This is a genomic window from Streptomyces sp. NPDC048506 (genome assembly GCF_040651315.1).
Classification (GTDB): Bacteria; Actinomycetota; Actinomycetes; order Streptomycetales; family Streptomycetaceae; genus Streptomyces.
In genome coordinates this window covers 106240-125112 of sequence record NZ_JBEZIX010000009.1, presented here as the reverse complement: position 1 = coordinate 125112, position 18873 = coordinate 106240, and the positions used below count along the sequence as shown (strand labels likewise).

Here is an 18873-nt window from a genome sequence, read left to right as displayed (position 1 = left end):
CATCTTTGACTCTGTTGTCAGTGCCCCCCGTTAGGCTCGTCAGCGTTGGTGTACGAGCAGGTGGGGGCGAGAAGAAGGATGTCTTCAGGCTTCGCAGTCGGGTACCTCGTCGAGTTCCAGGGGGGCCCTGGGATCGGACGGGTGGGCGCGATCGCCGATGGCTCGCTGCGCGTGGACTTCTTCGAGTCCATGGCCGAGCCCAAGATCGATTCCCAGACCGTTCCCGCTGCCGCCTGTGAGCGCGTGCGGCTGAAACCTCCAACGCGCGTATTCCGCCACAATCCGAGCACCGGCGAGTGGATGGCTGGCCACGTACAAGGCCCGGCCCCTGGGGGCTACTTCGTTCGGTTCCCCAACGCTGACTACGACCTGCCGGTACCCGAATCTGACCTCCGCGTGCGCTGGAACAAGCCGGTACGTGACCCTCTCCAGGTCCTGGTGTCCGGAGGCAACGAATCCGGACACCTTTACAACGCACGCATCCCGATGCTGCACAACCTGGTCGCTCAGCGCGCAGCCAGTGCCAGCACCCCGGCCCTCCTGGCAGCCGCCACCGAAATCTACCCGCACCAGGTCCGCGCCGCGCTGACCGTGCTCTCGGACCCGGTCCAGCGGTATCTCCTCGCCGATGAAGTCGGACTCGGTAAGACGATCGAGGCCGCGCTCGTGGCGCTGCAGACCCTGATCGATAACCCGCCGGCACGCGTGACATTTCTCGTGCCTGAGTCTCTGCGCCGACAGTGGGTAGCCGAGCTGCGCACGAAATTCTTCACCGATGACTTCCCGAGGCGCGTAAAGGTCATTTCCCACGACTCTCCCGACCTGTGGGAGCGGCACCACGGCAGTGATCTTGTCGTGGTCGACGAAGCCCACCAACTGGTCCAAGATCGCGATGACACGGACCCCACCTATCGCGCACTGCGCGATCTCGCGCACTCTGCGTCGAAGCTCCTGTTGCTGTCCGCCACACCAGTCACTTCCAGCCACACCACGCACCTGGGACTTCTGCACCTGCTTGATCCCGATGTGTACAAGTGGAGCGAGCGGGAGGCGTTCGAACAGCGGTACAACCACCGGGCGGAGTTGGCGAACCACGTCCTCAGCCTCGACGCGGAATACCACCCACTGCTGCCGTCCACGATCGACATGGTCAAGGCACTGCTGCCCCCGGAGGACTCCCGCTTCGAGTGTCTGGCAGCCCAGGTGCTCGACCTCCTCGACGCGGAGGGAAGCCTCCGCGATGAGACGGGGATGCCAGAGCTCAAGGCGCGCGTCACTGCGCTTCGGGCGCACATCAGCGAGACGTACCGACTGCACCGCCGTGTGATCAGGAACCGCAGGGCGAACGTACTGCGCCAAAACGACGACTCGGCAGCCGTCCCCTACGAGGTGCGCGGCCGCGCCAAGCCAGCAAAGCTGCCGGCCGAGTCGTACACCCCGGCCGCGGACAACCTTCTGGAGTGGCAGACCCAGATGTGGGGGCACCTCCTCGACGAGGGCCTTGAGGGTAAACGCACCAACTACGCGCTTGCCCTGGCCGTGCTCGCGTCCCGTCTCGGTGGCGCGTCTGCTGACTATCTCGACGCACTTCGATGGCGGGTCCGCCGTGACGAAGGCGCCGCTCAGCGTGCCGGCCTCAGTGCCCGCGAGCGGAACCACCTCTCCAACGTGCCCGTGACGCCCCACGAGGCCAAGAGCCTGGAGAGTCTCGAATCAGAGATCACGGACGACGGTCGCGCTTCTGAAATCGACGACCTCATCAACACCCTCCTCCCTGCCCTGCGCAAGGGGGGACACATCATCGTCTTCTGTGGCCCAGGCTCACTCGCTTCAACACTCACCACACGCATGCGCGCACGCTTCGCCGAGGTCGGCTTCTTCGAGCACACCCGCAGCGCAGGCCCCGACGCATCCGAAGTTGCCACCACAGCATGGCGGAAGCCCAGCACAAAGGCCGCCGTTCTCATCACGGACGACACTGCGGAAGACGGGCTGAATCTCCAGGCCGCCCAGACCGTAATCCACGTGCGGTTGCCGTGGTCACCCAACCAACTTGAGCAGCGCCTCGGCCGCACAGACCGCTACGTCGAGTCCCACCGGCAGCGCCAAGCGCCACGCCAGTTCGTGCTCACGGACCCCGAAGCCCACACCGATGCGTGGCTGTCGCTGCTCACCGATGGCTACCGCATCTTCGACGGGTCGGCCTCCACGCTCCAGGATGCCATCGCGGAAGGCCTCGCTGCTGTCTGGGCGGAGGCACTCGAGCATGGGCCGGAAGGCTTGCCCGGTTTCACCCAGACTGTTCAGGAGCAACTCACCAAAGCCCGCCGCGAGATCGACAGCATGGACACCCTTGAGTCGATCTTTGACACATCCCCCCACGACATCGACTTCGCAGAGCGACTCGCAACGTTCGAGGCCGGCTGGGACGCCACCCGCGAAGCCATGCTCGGATACACCGGACGAGACAGCTCGGAGGGAATCAAACTCCGCCACACCGAGCGCAAGATCAATGACGTGATGTGCGAGGTCTTCGACCTCAAGTCGCGCACCCTCATCTCCCCTCATCTCTATGACCTCAAGAACCTCACAGAGGAGATGGCCAAGGGCACATTCAGCCGGTCGGAGGCACTCAAAGCCCCCGGCACACGCCTGTTCCGTACCGGGAGCCCACTCGTCGACACACTCGCGGACGTCGTTTGGTGCGACGACCGCGGCCAGGCCACGGCCTTCTGGCGCGCTGATGTCAATCACTGGGGGGAGCCGGAGCCCTACTTCGGCTTCGACTACCTCGTCGAAGCCGACATCTCCTCGGCGCTCGCGCTGGCGCTACCGCTCGTGCAAGAGCCCCGCGACGCGGAAGCAGCTCTGAGGCGGCAAGTTGAGCAACTCCTCCCCCCGTTCGCGCTGAAGGTCTGGGTGCCGGCTGGAGCTGCCGAGGCCCTGGCCAACGGAGACACCCAGAAGTGGCTGGGTGCCCGCTACAGGGCCACAGATCACAACTACAACTCTGGAAACATCCATGAGTTGATGGATCTGTTTGACGGGCAGCCCGGGTACGAAGCAGCTGCACGTGGTGCTGAAGCAGTCGCCCGAGCGGAACTGAAGCGAGTGACCAACCTGGCCGACCTGTGCAACCTGGCCCAGCAACAGGGACGGGAGCGCCTCACCGTCGCGAAAGCACAGGCGGATGCCCGCCAAGCAGCCGGTCGTCGACTCCTGGGAGACGGAGAGAGCTACCTGCTGGATGTCGCCATCACCGACGCGCTGGTGCAGGGACTGAACGAACCGAAAGTTCGGCTCGTGTCTGCGACATGCTTGGTGAAACAGGGGCTCAGGAGGATCCCTCGTGGCGACTGACAATTGGACCGGCGCCAAGACGCTCTTCAACCACCTGTCCAATCACCGAGACCTCCAGCAACTCCCGGAACTTCCCGAGGCGAAGGGCACGCTGCGCAGGCTCCGTGATGCTCTGGCCACTGAGTCCAGCGGGTGGAGGGACATTGCCTCGCTTACGCGGCAGATCCTGCTCGAAGCTCAAGCACGAGAGAACACAACCGGGTTCACGGTTCCCCTTCTCCCACGGCTGCCCACTCGCGAGCAGTGGGAGGAAATGCACTGCCAGACTGCGCTGCGCGATGGCGGCGCCAACTTGTGGGTAAGTGCGCTGCCGTGGCATCCGCCCGTGCCAGACGACGGTTCCCGCAAGGCGGCTCAGGAGGATCTTCGACAGGTCCATCTTGGTGAGGACTCGCCACACCATCGGAAGCTGGAGTCGTATCCGGCCGACCCGTTCTTCACGACCGCCCTCGGTGACGATCACAGCCACTATGTGTCGGCCGGCCAGCGACAAGCCGCCAGGGCTATCGCGCTTGCTGAACCGGGCAGCACCACGATCATTTGTCTCCCAACGGGGCATGGAAAGACCGCAGTTGCGATGGCCCCCGCGCTCCTAGCGAGCATGAGCAGCGGCGTATCGGTGGTTGTTGTGCCTACGAGTGTTCTCGCAGCAGACCTGGAACGGCGTGCCTTCAAGATCCTTGAACGGTACGGGCATCACAGCCCCACGCACCGGTACGCCTACACCAGCGGGCTTTCTGACGAAGACCGGCAACAGATGCAAGACGACATCGCGGCGGGCCGCCAACGCCTCGTGTTCACATCACCTGAGGCTCTAGTGCAGAGCTTGAAGAAGCCTTTGGAGGACGCGGCTGAGGCCGGGTTGTTCAACTACTTCGTGATCGACGAAGCACATCTGGTCGAGCAGTGGGGCAACAGCTTCCGCACCGCGTTCCAGACGATGTCGAGTCACCGCCGTATCTGGCTCAGCAAGGCACCAAAGGGCAGGCAGCCAGTCACCGTTGCGATGAGCGCAACACTCACTGGGCAACAGGTGGAGACGCTCGACACGCTGTTCGCCTCACCACAACGGGCGACGGTCATCTGGGCTTCCCAACTCCGTCACGAGCCGAGCTACTACATCGACGTCTTTCGGAGCGAGACCGACCGTGAGGCCGCAGTCCTTGACGCCGTCTCGTACTTGCCGAAGCCGATGATCCTCTACACGACCAAGGTCGTCCATGCGCAGGAGTGGGCGGATCGTCTTCGCGGCCATGGGTTGCGCCGCGTAGCTAGCGTCACCGGGGACTCCACCGATCCCGAACGTCGCGACGCCTTGGAAGGATGGAGTGGCAAGACCGCTGAGGGCGACGTGGAGTCGCGGTACGACATCGTGGTGGGCACTTCCGCCTTCGGCCTGGGCGTGGATCTCGATGACGTCAAGACGATTGTGCACGCCTGTCTGCCGGAAACGGTGGACCGTTACTACCAAGAAGTCGGCCGAGCAGGGCGCAACGGAAGCCCTTCAATCTCGTACCTGGCCACCACGCGTAAAGACGAAAGTATCGCCAGCAAGATGAGCGACGAGGTCGTCATCGGAGCCCCGCGCGCATGGCAGCGGTGGGAGGCAATGTTCCACAGCCGGGAAACCATCCAAGACCGCCACCGAGTGAGTCTGGATTCCTACCCCCCTGACATGAACGAGGGATTTCAACGGAACCGGCAATGGAACATCCGGATCCTGAACCTCATGATGCGGTCGGGGATCGTGGCCGTCCATCCACCACAGGCCCCCACCAAGAATGAGGGCGAGTCAGATATCTTTTGGAAGGCACGACTTGGCCTGTTCTATTCCACGGCTGATGGGTACGCAGATGTAGAACTCCTCGACTCCGACGCGAGGAACGGTGAGAACTTTCGTGACCGCTTTGAGGCTGAGCGTCAAAAGCTGCTGCATGGTCGTACTTCGGCACTGCGTGAGCTGAAAGCCGCTCTGCGGGGTGACCAGTGCATCGGTGACGTGCTGGGGGCGTACTACCGAATCCCACACGGTGAGGGCTTCCGTCGTAGCGGCATAACCTGCCGTGGGTGCCCTCGGTGCAGGGCTACTGCGAAGCGCCTTCCTGCAGGCTTCTACCGACTCGCTGGGGAACCGCACCCTCTGCTGCCGGCGCCCGAGACTCATGGGCGTCTGCCGTTGATGCCGTATTTCGGGGACCGTCAATGCCTGAGTCTGTGGTGGCAAGACGCTGATGACCGGGCTCTGGCAGCACGGCTGGTGGAAAGCCTTGTCCGTCGCAGGATCTGCGTGGTCGGAGGGCCAGGCCTGGACAGCCGCCTCAGAAGCCAACTGCAGACAACAGCGCGCACCCGCACCGTGATCCTCGATGATGACGGTGCTCTCCTGTCGGACTGGTCTGGCCCTGTGATCTGGATGGCTGACCCGAGCACAGCGTCTCCGGGGCCTCAGATCGCTAGTCGCTTCACCTGGGATGTACCTACCTACCTGGTCCATCCCCGCGCCATGCATCACCCAGAACGCCGAGGTACACCACTCGTCGATGTCCACCCGGCGAACTTGTCGATCCGCCGTGCCTTGGAGGAACTCTGATGACTCTCCTGAACGTAGACGCAGCCATCCCCTCCCAGACGTGGGCGGTCGTGCGCCTTCTCACCTACTTGGGGAAGAGCATCGCCTTGGACGAGGCGCGGGCGCTGGTCAGTCCTCCGTCCTTGCGTTCAGAGGACACATCGACCAAGCCGCCTTTCGACTGTGCTATCAGTTCCCTCCAGGTCCTGGAGTTGGCGCAGGTCGATGCTGGCCAGCAAGAGCTCTCGCTGGTGGGCCCAACCAAAGATCTCGCCAGCAGCGACGATCTGGAGACGTACACCCGCGTCCTTCGTCGCGCAGTCCTCAAGGCGGACTACAACGAAGACCTGGGGGCTGACAACGAACCGACAGGGCCCCGAGACCTGACCCGTGCGCTTGCCTGGTTCCTCTCGCACGACCCCATGGAACGACCCATTGATTGGGTCGCCGCACAGCGACTCCTGGATGAGGAAGACGGCAAGGACCGCAAGCTGCTGCGAGCCGAGGTGCTTCCGCTCTTCGCCAACGACACCCGATGGCCCCGTTTCGGGTATTGGGCAACTGCTCTTGGCTTCGCCGCTGCCCCTGTCTTCCGCGCCGAAGGCCGCGGCCCACTGGTCCCGGACTGCACCCTGGCCGTTAAGCAATCAGTGTTCGACCTATGGCAGCCGACCCAGCGCATCAATGCCGTTGAGGCACTGCAAGTTCTGCGAGAGCACCTACCGGTGCTGCCTGGCGGCGCACACTCGCTCGCCGTGGGGATCCCCAGCCCGGGCGACAGTACGGCCGGTACCGCCCTCTCGTTTGCTCTCCTGCGTGGCCACGACGAGAAGTGGCTGCGCCTGGAGCACGACGACGATGCTCGGAAGATTCTTCTCCTGCACGACCCTGAACGGCCCGCGAGCCCACGTCCCGTTAGCGACATCACGATCCTGGAGCCCACCGATGGCTGACTTCCGCGGGATGCTCTGCTGGGAACCAGCAGTGGCAGCCTCCACCATCAACACTGAGGCGGTCAGCCCTTCGCGGTCGGTCTTCCTGGCTACGCATGCGCCGTTGCGGATCAAGCGCGCCAGGATCATGGACGGGAAGGAACTCGCCATCGAAGGCGACCCGATCGGCGAGAAGGCAGTCCTCAAAGAATTCATGGCGCTCCGCGCGGACAGCGGAGCCCTGCTCGTGCCGGTCGTCGGTGAGTCTGGCTCAGGTAAGTCGCATCTGGTCCGTTGGGTACGCGAGCAACTGGCGGTGATGGAGGAGGGCGCAGACGAGAGAGAGGTTATCTACCTCGAGAAGTCTAAGACCAGCCTCAAGGCCGTTGTCAGCACGCTCATCGCGAAGGCGGAGAGCAACGATCTGGCTCAGCTCAAAGAGGACATCAACCGGTTTACCGAGGACATCGACGAGGAGTCGCTTGCGAGGCGTATCCTCAATGAACTGAGCGAGGCGCTCGAAGCTACTTCCCCGAACTCAGAGTCACGCCCTTTGGCCCGAATGCTCGTGGGTCCCGGCAAGCTGGCTGCGGTACTTCTCGATCCCCATGTTCGTGCGGAGTTGCTCGCGCCCGGGATGTTTGTCCCTGAGCTCGCTCATCAACTGATTCACAATCGCCGGGACGGGCAGGCTGACCGCCCCGAAGGGTTCAGCGTCAGCGACCTTCCGCTCGACATCCGAGACATCCAATCCGCGTCGGGCATGGCGCAGAAACTGCTCGGCACCGTCAGTACACGCGGTGACCTTCAGGGCATTGCAGTAGACCTACTCAACAGACACCTCGAAGCCGCCATCAAGAGTGCCGCCAACCTCGGGGCAGGTCGGCTACTCGATGCGATGAAGCAGGTACGAGAGGAGTACCACCGGCAGGGCAAGGAGATCGTCCTGCTCATCGAGGACTTCGCTCTTATCCAAGGTGTCCAGCGAGACCTCCTGGATGCCGTGGTCGAAGCAGCAAACCGTGAGGGTAAGACCACTCTCGCCCCTATCCGCACACTCATGGCGGTAACGACGGGCTACTTCCAGTCCTTGGATGAGACAGCCCTGACCCGCATCCAGGCCGGCACAGGCTACGTCTACCACCTGGACGTTCCTTTCAGCCCGGAGGAGACCGGACGAACGGAGATCGCCTCGTTCGTCGGCCGCTACCTGAATGCTGGGCGCTTGGGCCGCGATGAACTTGAGCGTGAGACCACCGGCGAGGTCACCAACAAATGCCTGACCTGTTCGTTCCGCACGGAGTGCCACGAGGCGTTTGGAGCAACCGCTGACGGCTACGGGCTGTACCCGTTCAACGAGTCGTCTCTTGTAAGGGCCGTCCACTCAACGGCAGATCAGAACAAGCCTTGGTCTTTCAACCCCCGTGTCGTGCTCGGAAGTATCGTGCGACCTGTCTTGGTTGAACACGCCACTGCCATGCGGCAGGGCGAGTTCCCGGACCCGATGTTCAAGCAACGGTTCCGGCCCACCAAACTCGACAAGCGCGTCAGCCGCGACGTGCTCGGCTTCGTGGCAGAGAACGATCACGACCCTGCCTCGGCGGAGCGGCGGAACCTCGTGCTCGAATTCTGGGGAGACGCCCCAGAGCACGCCAACAGCGTCCACCCAACCATCCTGGAGGCCTTCTCCCTGGAGCCGCTCGGTGGCGAAGAGGGGCAAAGGCGTACGCCTGCTTCTACCGCCATCCGGGAGCAGACGGGTGCCAGGGAGCCAAAGCCCGAGACAGGGGCGAGTGGCAAACGCGGCGAGATTTCCGGGGAACTCCAGCGAATGCTAGAGACGGTGGACGAGTGGCTCACCCGCGAAGGCGGCCTGGATACTTCCACCGCAAACCGGATCCGAGTCGTTGTCTCCACTGCGGTCTTGCAGAGGTACCAGTGGAACTCACCTCTGATGCGGGAGGTGGGTAGCACCGAGTTGCGGAGGGCGACCTGGCCGACCAAGGCCACTGTCGTCTCCATCGAGGGAGCGAAGGAAAACCTGGCCGGCGTCGAGAATGCCCCCATCACCTTCTCTCGTCGCCCCAAAGACAGCTGGTTCTTCGACAGCCTGCTGAAAGCCGAGCGGGAACTCCCTGCGCGAGCTGAGGACATCCGACGGCTGGCGTTCCTGGCAGAGAAGCACGGCCGAGATCTCACTGCGCGACTGCAGCGGCACATGGAAGTTACCGACGATCACCTCGTTGCGGGGCTCCGCGCATCGCTGCTTGGTGCGGCACTGGCTGGCAAGGCATGGCCGGGGATGTCTCCTTCGCAGCTCATTGCCGCCGCGTTCGATGACGGGCAGGAGTGGCGTCGTGAGGACGGTGGCATCCGTACAGAGAAGTGGATGGACATGCTCCAGGGGCATATCAAAGCGCGCCCCGAACTCGTGAAGCAACTCCGCTATGCCGTCGGCATCACCCAAGGCATTGGCGCAGTGAACATGGTTGATGCCGCGCGCGTCCTCCCGCTTCTCGATAGAGCGGTTTCCTCGTGGAATTGGGATGTCGAGGCTCTGGCCATTCCGAAGTGGGTGAGGTCGGCCGTTACTGGGTTCGCGTCTTGGACGACCATCGTTGAGGATCAACTAACCCGCCACGCAGATCTGCTCAACTCAATCCGAAGCCGTCAGCCTCGGGGCACCACTGGTGTCCAGACCACGGCTGCAATCCGCGACGCTCTCAGTGCTGCACGAGAAGTTGGGCTACCCCTAACAGTCGAGCAAACACATCAGTTCAACGCCCTCCTTCATGACGCCCAGAACGCGGACTGGAAGGCCATCTCTGCACTCGAAGACGACCTGGCCAAGGCAGGCGACGACAGCCGCAATTCCTCAACCCATCACCACGCCCGCGTGGTTGCGGCTGTTAAGGACCGCGGTGACTCGCTCAAGTTGATTCAACAACTACTCATTGCCAGCAACGACTGGCTGGACGCTGCTCTTGCCAGCGCCGAGTCACGGTCTAGTGGCTCCGCAGGTGACAGTGCTGCGGAAGACGTGGGGCAAATCTGTGTGGAGTGGCAGGCGCTCACCGCTGTCCCGTCCGCCGAAGACGACGGGGAGGACTGGTGACCAACTTGTCTGTGTACGACAAGGCCGTACAGCTGCAAAACCGTGCCCGCCAGATCGCTGCAGGCGCTGTCGGGGAGAAGGAGGCAGCTCGGGTTCTGAGCCGCACGAAGGAACTCCGTGCGGGGCTGACCGAACTCAGAACCCAAGTGGAGTTGAGTCATACGCTTGCGGCATTGGGGGCGGCGCACAAGCCTGATCTGTCAGGTATCGACACCGCGCGCACCGCGTTCGAGCGGAGGGCCCTCAACGGGTTGCCCAGTGACACGGTCTTCAACACGGCCAGGAAGAAAGTCCAGGAGTTCGCGGGCAAGCTTAAGGGTGATAGCAGCGCGGCATGGGTCAGCTGGGCGACAGCACAAGTCGCTGGCCTTCCCCTGGCCCGGATCCCCATGCTCTCGCGCGACGAACGCGAGGCCGCACGCAACCGGGAAAAGGAACTCCGGCAGGCGGTGACAACCAAGAACCTGTCCAAGGCGGACGTCACCCTCTTCACCAGCACATACGCCCTCCTTGCGGAGTCCCTGCACGACAAGAGTGATCCACCGAGCGAGCTATTGGAGCTCCTGGAGTTGCTAGAGAAGCGCCCCAGCCCCACTCTCCGCGACATCACAGACGGCGACATTGCGCTGCTGCGTCAGTTCGAGATGGACATCCACATCACCCTGCAGAGGACGGGAGCGTGACAGAGCACCTCGACGTTCGCTTCGCGAACGAACTCCTGAATCGCCTGGAAGACCGCGAACTGCCGTTGCTGTCCTGGGGCGTCACAGAGACTGCCCTCTCCAAGGCCGAAGTGATAGAGACCATCGACGGTCTCTTGCACAGTCACGAGGCAGCCCCCGCCAGCATGTCCGCTGACGCTGTGCTGGAGGAGTTCCTCCTCCGCGCCTTGCTGTTCGAGGTGCCGGTGCCCGTGACCTCGCCACCGCGGTATCGCACCCGCTTGGCGGAGTCACTCAGGCTCACGACTGGCCTTCGGCAGCTCTTTGCCCGAGGTGGCTGGGCACAGGAGGAGCGGCCCGGCTGGTGGCAGCATCAGCGCCGTCTCGTCGCTGACTATCGACTGCACGTAGCACCGCGGCGCTACCCACGTAGAGACATCCCAGCATCCGACGCTCTCCGCGATCTCGGGCGACTTTCCCACTGGGGTGAGGTGCAGGAACGCGTGGCAGCAGCTCAGTTGCAGGGACGCAAGCTAGCGCGGTTCCAGTTGGACGCGACTTGTTCCGTATTCGCTTCGCTCAGCGCCGAAAGGTCCAAGGGGATCATCGTTGGCGCTGGCACGGGTAGCGGCAAGACACTCTCGTTCTACTTGCCAGCCTTCGCGGCGATGGCAGAAGACGCGCACCGTGGCGCGGCGAAGCGTGTGCACACACTGGCGCTCTACCCACGCAAGGAACTTCTGCGCGACCAGCTGCGGGAGTCGATCCGAACTGTTGACACCGTCGAGCCGGCACTGCATGCGAGTAGGCGACGACCGATCCGAGTCGGTGCGCTCTACGGCGACACCCCGTGGAACGCTCGGGACCGGAGGCTGGAACCAGACTCACGACTCGCCACTTCCTGGAAGCGCACTCCCCAGGGCGTAGTGTGCCCCTATCTGCCCTGCCCCACCCCAGACTGCGGCACCGGGGAACTCCAGTGGACGGACGAGGACCGAAGGCAAGGCCGTGAGCGGCTGACCTGCATGAGGTGCGGCTACACGCTGAAGGATGGGCGCCTCGCGCTCACTCGCGAATCCCTCAAGAAGAACCCGCCAGATTTGCTGTTCACCACCACGGAGATGCTGAACCGCTGCAGCGGCGACAGCTATCTGGAATGGCTGCTTGGGTGGCGCGGTGGCGGCTCGGCTCCTTCCCTCGTGCTACTCGATGAGGTCCACACCTATAGCGGCCTTCACGGCGCGCAGGTAGCACTGCTGTTGCGCCGCTGGCGTGAGGCAGCACGTCGCCCCATGACGTTCGTAGGTCTCTCTGCGACCCTTCGTGACGCGGACAGGTTCTTCGCTCAACTGGTCGGCCTTCGCCCAGGCGACGTCGCATCGATTGAGCCGGCTGACGAGGCCATGGATTCCGAAGGGCGTGAGTACGCACTGGCGCTGCGCGGCGACCCGGTTTCCGGAACGAGCCTGCTGTCTACGTCGATCCAAACGGCCATGCTCCATGGCCGCATGCTCGACTTGGACAAGAGGCAGTACCTGTACGGCTCCACTGGCTTCCTCTTCACCGACGACCTGGACGTCACCAACCGCTTCTACAACGACCTGCGTGATGCGGAAGGTGGGCAGGACCGGGCAGGCCGCCGTAACGGTCGCAAGTTTGTACTCGCTGGCCTGCGTTCCTCAGAACGCAACGAACACGCTGCGCGCTACCTGGACGGTCAGTCGTGGGACATCGTCGAGAAGATCGGACATGACCTCGACCCGACCCTTCAGCTCCACCACCTGCATGTCGGTCGCACGTCCTCTCAGGACGTCGGGGTCGACCACAACGCGAACCTGACCGTAGCCACGGCTTCCCTGGAAGTCGGTTTCAACGATCCTCGTGTGGGCCTCGTGCTTCAGCACAAGGCACCCCGCGACGCGGCAGCGTTCATCCAGCGCCGCGGCCGCGCAGGCCGAGAACGTGGCACGAGGCCGATCACGGTAGTCACGCTCTCGGACTACGGCCGAGACCGACTCGCCTACCAGGCATACGAGACGCTGTTCGCACCGCAGGTACCCGCACGAAGTCTTCCGATCGGGAACCGCTTCGTACTCAAGATCCAAGCCACCCAGGCTCTCCTGGACTGGGCGAGCCGCAAGCTCCGGTCCCGGAAGCTGTGGGCCGACCCTCGTAAGATCCTCCGCGCCCCCAGCGGTCACAAGGTGCGCAACGAGGACCGGCAAGGTCACGACGCGCTGACATCGCTCCTGAAGGCGATCCTCGACGAGCCCGGTCTGCAGGACGATCTTGCCCAGCACCTGGCGAGGGCTCTGCAGATCAGTGCAGACGAGGTCCAGGCGCTGCTGTGGGAACAGCCCCGGTCGCTGCTACTGTCTGTCGTTCCCACTGCACTGCGGCGTCTTTCCAGCGACTGGTCATTCCAGCGCCTTGATCCGGGCGCGAAGGACGGCGCCCTACTCCCCGAGTTCATCACGCGCTCACTCTTCGAACCGCTGAACCTGCCCGAGGTTGAACTGCTCCTGCCGTTCAATACGAACGACACGTTGGAGCAGTTGCCGATCGCCAGGGCACTACGTGAGGCCGTACCTGGACGCGTCAGCCGACGATTCGGCCACCGCCGTGATGAGCACCGCACATGGCTCCCAGTTCCACCGGCCGGCAGCAGCACTCTCCCGCTGACACAGATCGTGCAGCACGCCGATCCTGAAGGAACCTGGCAGCCCGATGGTTACGCGCCAGAGGGACTTCAGGTCTTCCGGCCCACACAGTTGAAGCTGGAGCAGCCAGATCAGGAAATCTCCGACCGCTCGCAAGGTCTCCCCTTGTGGCGTACGCAGATTGTTGTGTCCGACGAGGCGCCACCGACCCCGGCAGATATCCCTGATCCATCTCTCTGGCACGAGCGGGTGAAGGCTGTCAGCTTCGCCACGCACGCTGCCGGCAACCCCATCGAGATGCGTCGCATGACCATCGGCGCCGATTGCCAAGTAGCACTCGAGCGCGGAGAAGTCGAGACACGCAAGGTCTATTACGAACTGCACGGCAAGCCAGCTGCTCTTGGCTTCAGACTCGGCGTCGACGCTGTGCGGATCCTACTCAGGCCCTTGGACACCTCGGATCCTCTGGTCAGGGAGTACCTGTCGTCTCCGCAATGGCGGTCACTGGCGTTCTCGGCCACCTTCGCAGAGGACCCTGCTCTTGAGGATGTCGCCAACAAGTTCCAGCGCGCGTGGCTTGGCCAGGTCTATCTCACCGCCTTTGCGCTCGAAGGCCTCAAGCAATCTCGCACGTCTGAGGAGGTTCGCGCTTCGCTCGCTAACGGAGCGTGGACTGGGGAGCTGTCACGCATCCTGAGCGTCCTTTACCGCGACAACAGCGACCCTGACCATGTTGTCGAGAATGCGCGGCTGATTGACGGGCTCACGGAGTTGCTGCGAGACGGACGAGTGCTCGCTGCCATTGACCGTGCGGCGGAGCACCTCTTCGATCCGGATATTGCCGTCCGAACTGAGGACCTGGCCCAACGCGCCTATCGCGACACAGTGGCCGCGGCGATTCTCTCCGCCGCGCAGAGAGCCTGCCCCGACTCGCAGGACGGGGACCTGATCGTCGACGTACTGCCCGGTGCTGACAGTGGCGATCCAGCGGTCGTGTGGCTCAGCGAGACCTCTGTTGGGGGCCTGGGCGTCGTCGAGAGCCTGGTGCGCTTCTACGGAGAAGACCCTCGTCGTTTCTGGGCGCTTGTCACCAGCGCGTTGGCTCCCAGCGACTACGAGTACGTGGACGCTACACTCACCGGGCTGCTGCGTCACCAGGCCGATGAGCCTGGCGGAGATGCCGCAGAAGCCATGCGTGCATTGCGAGGAGCCCAAGATGCCGAAGCGGCCCAGGAGGCCCTGAACTCCCTCCTTGCCGCGTGGGAACAGTTGGATGGCCGTCCCCGTCGCACTGCGGTTTCAGCGTTGTCGACACGACTCCTCCGGCCGGGGTCCGGACCCGACACGGACATGCAGGCTCTAGCCATGGTCGATGCATGGGCCGGCCTGGAGGAGAGGCTCGGCGTTGAGGTCGACGCGAACGTCATTGCCTTCGCGGTCGGCGACAACCGGCTGAACGTCGGCGGGAGCAAGCGGTTGACGGCCGACCAGGCCTACAGCTTGCTCTGGCCTCGCGGACGACAAGCTCGCACACAGGATCTCCAGCACTACCAGCCGTACACGGATGCCCCGGTGCTGGACCGGCTGCTCGTGCGCAAGGCTCACAACGACCGCCTTCCCGAGGTTCACGTCACGGCGAGCGATTGGGTCCTGGCCTACCAGAAGGCCATGGCCGACAGCGGTGCCGCAGAACTCATCTGTCCCGCAGGCGAGTCACAGGCCCTGGCAGAGGCCCTTATCCAAGTGCCGGCACTGCCCGTCGACCGGGACGTACTGCGTGTCCACGGCGAGGTTCGTGGCTACGCCCGGCATCGAGACAAACTGCGTGTACGGGTGGAGTTGCGGGAGGCAACCCAGTGAAAGATCTGACCAGAACCGTGCGCACAGGTGCTCGTACAGGGCTGCGCATCGACTCGATACTGTCCGCTGCGCTGATGGCAGAGATGCTCAACCCCAGCAGCGACTTGTGGTTGGTCTCACCGTGGATCACAGACGTCCAAGTCATCGACAACAGCCACGGCACCTACGACGCCTTCTTCGGTGACGTCCCTCCCAGCGGATGGCGACTGTCCGACACACTTCTGCGCATCGCCGGGACCGGGGCCCGCGTCCACGTGGTCACGCGCCCGCACCCTCACAACGATGCGTTTCTGCGTCGGATCGAGGCCCCAGATCTGGACAGCCTGGAAGTGCAGCGCGATCCCGACGTCCACGAGAAGACTCTGTGTGGCCAGGAGTGGATCCTCACCGGGTCGATGAACTACACGGTCCGCGGCATGGCGAAGAACGATGAGTTGGTCACCTACAAGGTGGGCGGGCCGGATGCCGGGCAGGCGCGGCTGGACCTGGCACAGCGGTGGAGGAGCGGCTCATGACGCAGACCCAGGAGCAGAAGCGAGAAGCCCTCGAAAGGTTCTTGCACCGGTTCTTCGGCCCAGGAAACGGCGTCTGGCCAGACCTTGATCCGAACTACCGCTATAAAGACCGCACACTGCCCTTCGTCGAGTCCCTTCGACGCGGCGATGACGCACCCGTAGTCCTGCCGCGCGTGTATACGGACCGCGATCGCTTCGTCGTCTATGTCATTGCCCGTGAGCCCGGTGAGCGAGCCAAGACGGCTGAGTTGATCCGCGCCTTCGCTGGCCCCACCTACGTCGCGTATGACGAGCAGGTTGGCATCCAGCCCGCCTGGCTGGACCCAGACGATCCCGTCGAGCAGGCCATCCATGACTTCGCCGGCGATCGCACCACCTTCCGACTGGAGACGGGGCGCACTCTCGACCACCGCCGGAATCTGGCCGGGGCACTGGAGTTGATGCAGAGGACCCAGGCTCGCCGACCTCCCAGACTGTGGCGGGTGGCCAAGCCGATTGGTCGGCTCCTCGCTGAGTTCGACGCCTCCCTCTCCGCGGGGGCCGAGGCCGCCTCAGATGTGGTGCTTGACCATCTGGCCGCGGCGGGCGGTATCACTGCAGCCAACCTCGCGAACTTGAGGATCAAGCGGCTTGACCGGCTCGGTCGCAGCGAGGAGATCCTCCAGTTCCCTGAACTGCCCGACGCCATCCGGCAGGATCCTCCCGTTCCGGTGAAGGAGGCGATCCTGAACGGCGTGTACGCGGCGCTGGAGGAACCTCTCGCAGAAGACGATCTCTCAGCGGCACGGGCGAGGCTCGAAGAACGGGGGCGGTTCGTCCCTGCCTTGCTGGATACCGATGCGGGCAAGCTCGGCACTCAGGCCGTCACCGTTCTTCTGATGGCGGCCACCATCCTTGAGGACCTGCCTGCTCTGCGTCGTCTCGTGGAGGCCGTGCAGAGCGAATGCCGCATAGGCGAACTGCCCTCACTGATCTGGGAGGACGCTCAGCGCGTCCTGGCCGAAAGCGATGGCGCGACAGGGCCTCCCGCCGCTGCGGAGCCCGTGCCACAGGTGGCTGAAGACGACGCGTCGGAAGCGTTTCCGACCATCGACTCCTGGCCGACCTTTCTCGCTGCGGTAGCCGCGGGCAACAGGGAAGGCCAGTCGGCAGTTGAGCAGCGCAGTTGGACTGCGTGGTCTCCGCCAGCAGCTCATGATGCGGCCCTCGCCGGGTTCCTGGACGGGCTGGAGAATCAAGCTGCTGAAGAGGCCTGGCGGGCAGTTGGGGCGTTCATTGACGCCGTCGGATATGTAGCTCCGGCGGGTCTGACCGCCCATGCGTTCATCCGGAACGCGGTCGCCTTCGACCGGTTCGGCCCAGGTGACCTCGCCGTGCTCCAGGCACTCGCAGAGATCGCACTCAGAGCTGCCCCTTCAGCGCAAAACTACGCCGAACTTCTGGATGAGATCGGCGCCTATCGCAGTCGCTGGGTCTCCCCTGAACGGGCAGCAATTGCCCTGGACTTCGTCGACCGACTGTTCTTGGCTGCATGCCCAGACCCGGAGGCGCGCGCCAAGCTCGCGTACGACCTCCTTGAACCACTCTGGCGGCATCAAGGTCGACTCAACGAAGCTGACTTGGCGTTTGCCAAGCGCCTCTCAAGGGAACTCGGTGTCGACTTCTCTTGGCAGGACCGGGTCGGCTCCGAAGGCGAGCGTGAGCTGTCGCTCTCAGACCTGCCGCCCATGAAGGTGCTGCTGTACTCCCTGGACGACGCCGTGCTCGCGCGCTGCGTCGAGGAGATCAAGCAGCTTGCCCCCGCAGTGGACGCAGCAAAGGCTAGCGATCACGTCGGCAGTGCTCAGCTTCGGCAGAAGGCACGCTCCGCTGATTTGGTCGTTATCGCGACGCGCTGCGCGAAGCACGCTGCGACCGGCTTTATTACGCAGCACGCCCGTACCGAACACATCCACTACGCAGACGGCAGCGGCTCGGCGTCCATGCTGCGAGCAGCGGTGACCGGTCTTCGCTCGGCTGCTGTAGGCCGCTAACGCAATGGTGGTCTCCCCGATCTGTTCAGGGAGACCACCAGATGGAACCGCAGAGCTTCGGCTACTTGCTGACTAGGGCCTGCAGGTGGGTGCTGAGCAGCCGCACGTCGTTGGCCGTGTTCTGGAGGCCGTTCCAGCTGCGTTCCTGGCCATCCGAGAACTTCCACGTGCCGGAGGTCCAGGCCACGTGCTTCTCGAGTCGGCGCAGGGTGATGCGGATCTTGTCCCAGTTGACCTTGTCGAAGGGGACGCCTGTGGTGAGTCGGTCCATGACATAGCCCATGGCCTGGATGCCCACACCATGGGTCAACCTCGACTCCTTGGGAGGCTTGTTCCACGCATCCGGGAAGAGGTTCTCCACTGCCGTCCAGAAGGACAGAAGGTGCGCCAGCATCGCGTCCTCGTCCCCGGTGCCGTCCTCAGCGTTCCGGTACTGGTACAGGGCGCCCTCGTAGATGCTGTGCTCCAGCATCCTCAGAATGCTGTTGTCCTTGATATTGCCGGTAGGCGATGTGGGGCTGCTGATCCTTCCGCAGAACGGACCGTCCCCCATATTCAGCAGGACCATGATCTTCGCAGCGAGCTGGCGGCGCGCGTACGAGCGCGGCAACTTGCCAGTGGTTTCCGGCAGGAGTTCGTACACGAGCCCCTTGGGCAGTGGCTTAGTCGAGTTGACCAAGATGAACTGCGACCGCTGCTCTTCCTGAGACGCAATGAAGCCCACAGCTGCGACGGGGAACTCTGCGAGGTCAGCGTCCCTGATGGCCGCACTGCGCTGCTGACCGTCCACGAGCCAGGCCGGCTTCTCTTCGTCAGGCAGCGACTCGTCGACCGGGATGATCAATTCGCCGGGGATGGAGTAGCTCACACTGCCGCCGCGGACAGCGGGTTCGAACGTGACGCGATCATCGAAACCGAGAACCAGGGCGTTGGGAAGCATCGCCCCCTCGGACTCAAGGTAGCGCCGGATCGAGCGGATGTGGCTTTGGACCTCAGGCCGCTGATACCCCTGCAGCTTCTTCTGACTGTCGCGGCGGATGCGCGAGACGGCGGCAAAGTCTTCCAGCTTCTTGCCGTCGACAGCGAAGCAGTAGATCTCCTTGTCGCCTTGGAGCACCTTGAGGGCGGGAACCTTCAGAACGTAGCGGTCGGCCACATCATCTCCTG

At 63.7% G+C, this 18873-nt stretch carries 9 protein-coding genes; 8 read left to right on the top strand and 1 reads right to left on the bottom strand.

Annotation, left to right across the window (positions count from 1 at the left end):
* The first annotated feature begins 78 nt into the window (after window positions 1-78).
* From dpdE to dpdD, 8 genes are read left to right on the top strand one after another with little or no spacing between them, the layout of a single operon-like run.
* The gene (gene dpdE, locus AB0C96_RS09675; RefSeq protein ID WP_362915598.1) at window positions 79-3360 is read left to right on the top strand and encodes a protein DpdE; all 3282 of its coding nucleotides are present in this window, start codon (window positions 79-81) and stop codon (window positions 3358-3360) included.
* Window positions 3350-5950, top strand: a complete 2601-nt coding sequence (gene dpdF / locus AB0C96_RS09670; RefSeq protein WP_362915444.1) for a protein DpdF — start codon at window positions 3350-3352, stop codon at window positions 5948-5950. Before dpdE ends, dpdF begins: the two co-directional genes overlap by 11 nt.
* Window positions 5950-6882, top strand: coding sequence for a protein DpdG (dpdG, locus tag AB0C96_RS09665; protein WP_362915442.1), 933 nt, complete (start codon window positions 5950-5952; stop codon window positions 6880-6882). Before dpdF ends, dpdG begins: the two co-directional genes overlap by 1 nt.
* On the top strand, window positions 6875-9976 hold the full coding sequence (dpdH, locus tag AB0C96_RS09660) for a protein DpdH (protein ID WP_362915440.1): 3102 nt from the start codon (window positions 6875-6877) through the stop codon (window positions 9974-9976). Before dpdG ends, dpdH begins: the two co-directional genes overlap by 8 nt.
* Window positions 9973-10659: a hypothetical protein gene (locus AB0C96_RS09655; RefSeq protein WP_362915439.1), complete on the top strand. Its 687-nt coding sequence runs from the start codon at window positions 9973-9975 to the stop codon at window positions 10657-10659. The genes dpdH and AB0C96_RS09655 overlap by 4 nt, the downstream gene beginning before the upstream one ends.
* Window positions 10656-15158 carry a protein DpdJ gene (gene dpdJ / locus AB0C96_RS09650; RefSeq protein ID WP_362915437.1) on the top strand — a complete coding sequence of 1501 codons (4503 nt, stop codon included), beginning with the start codon at window positions 10656-10658 and terminating at the stop codon, window positions 15156-15158. Before AB0C96_RS09655 ends, dpdJ begins: the two co-directional genes overlap by 4 nt.
* Entirely contained in the window at window positions 15155-15673 is a 519-nt protein-coding gene (gene dpdK / locus AB0C96_RS09645; protein WP_362915435.1) for a phospholipase D-like domain-containing protein DpdK, read from the top strand. Before dpdJ ends, dpdK begins: the two co-directional genes overlap by 4 nt.
* Window positions 15670-17706: a protein DpdD gene (gene dpdD, locus AB0C96_RS09640; RefSeq protein ID WP_362915433.1), complete on the top strand. Its 2037-nt coding sequence runs from the start codon at window positions 15670-15672 to the stop codon at window positions 17704-17706. The genes dpdK and dpdD overlap by 4 nt, the downstream gene beginning before the upstream one ends.
* Window positions 17707-17767: 61 nt before the next feature.
* Here the strand turns inward: dpdD and dbpB are convergent, their stop codons facing one another.
* A complete protein-coding gene (gene dbpB / locus AB0C96_RS09635) occupies window positions 17768-18862 on the bottom strand; it encodes a DGQHR domain-containing protein DpdB (protein ID WP_362915431.1) in 1095 nt (364 codons plus the stop codon).
* Between the last annotated feature and the right edge of the window lie 11 nt (window positions 18863-18873).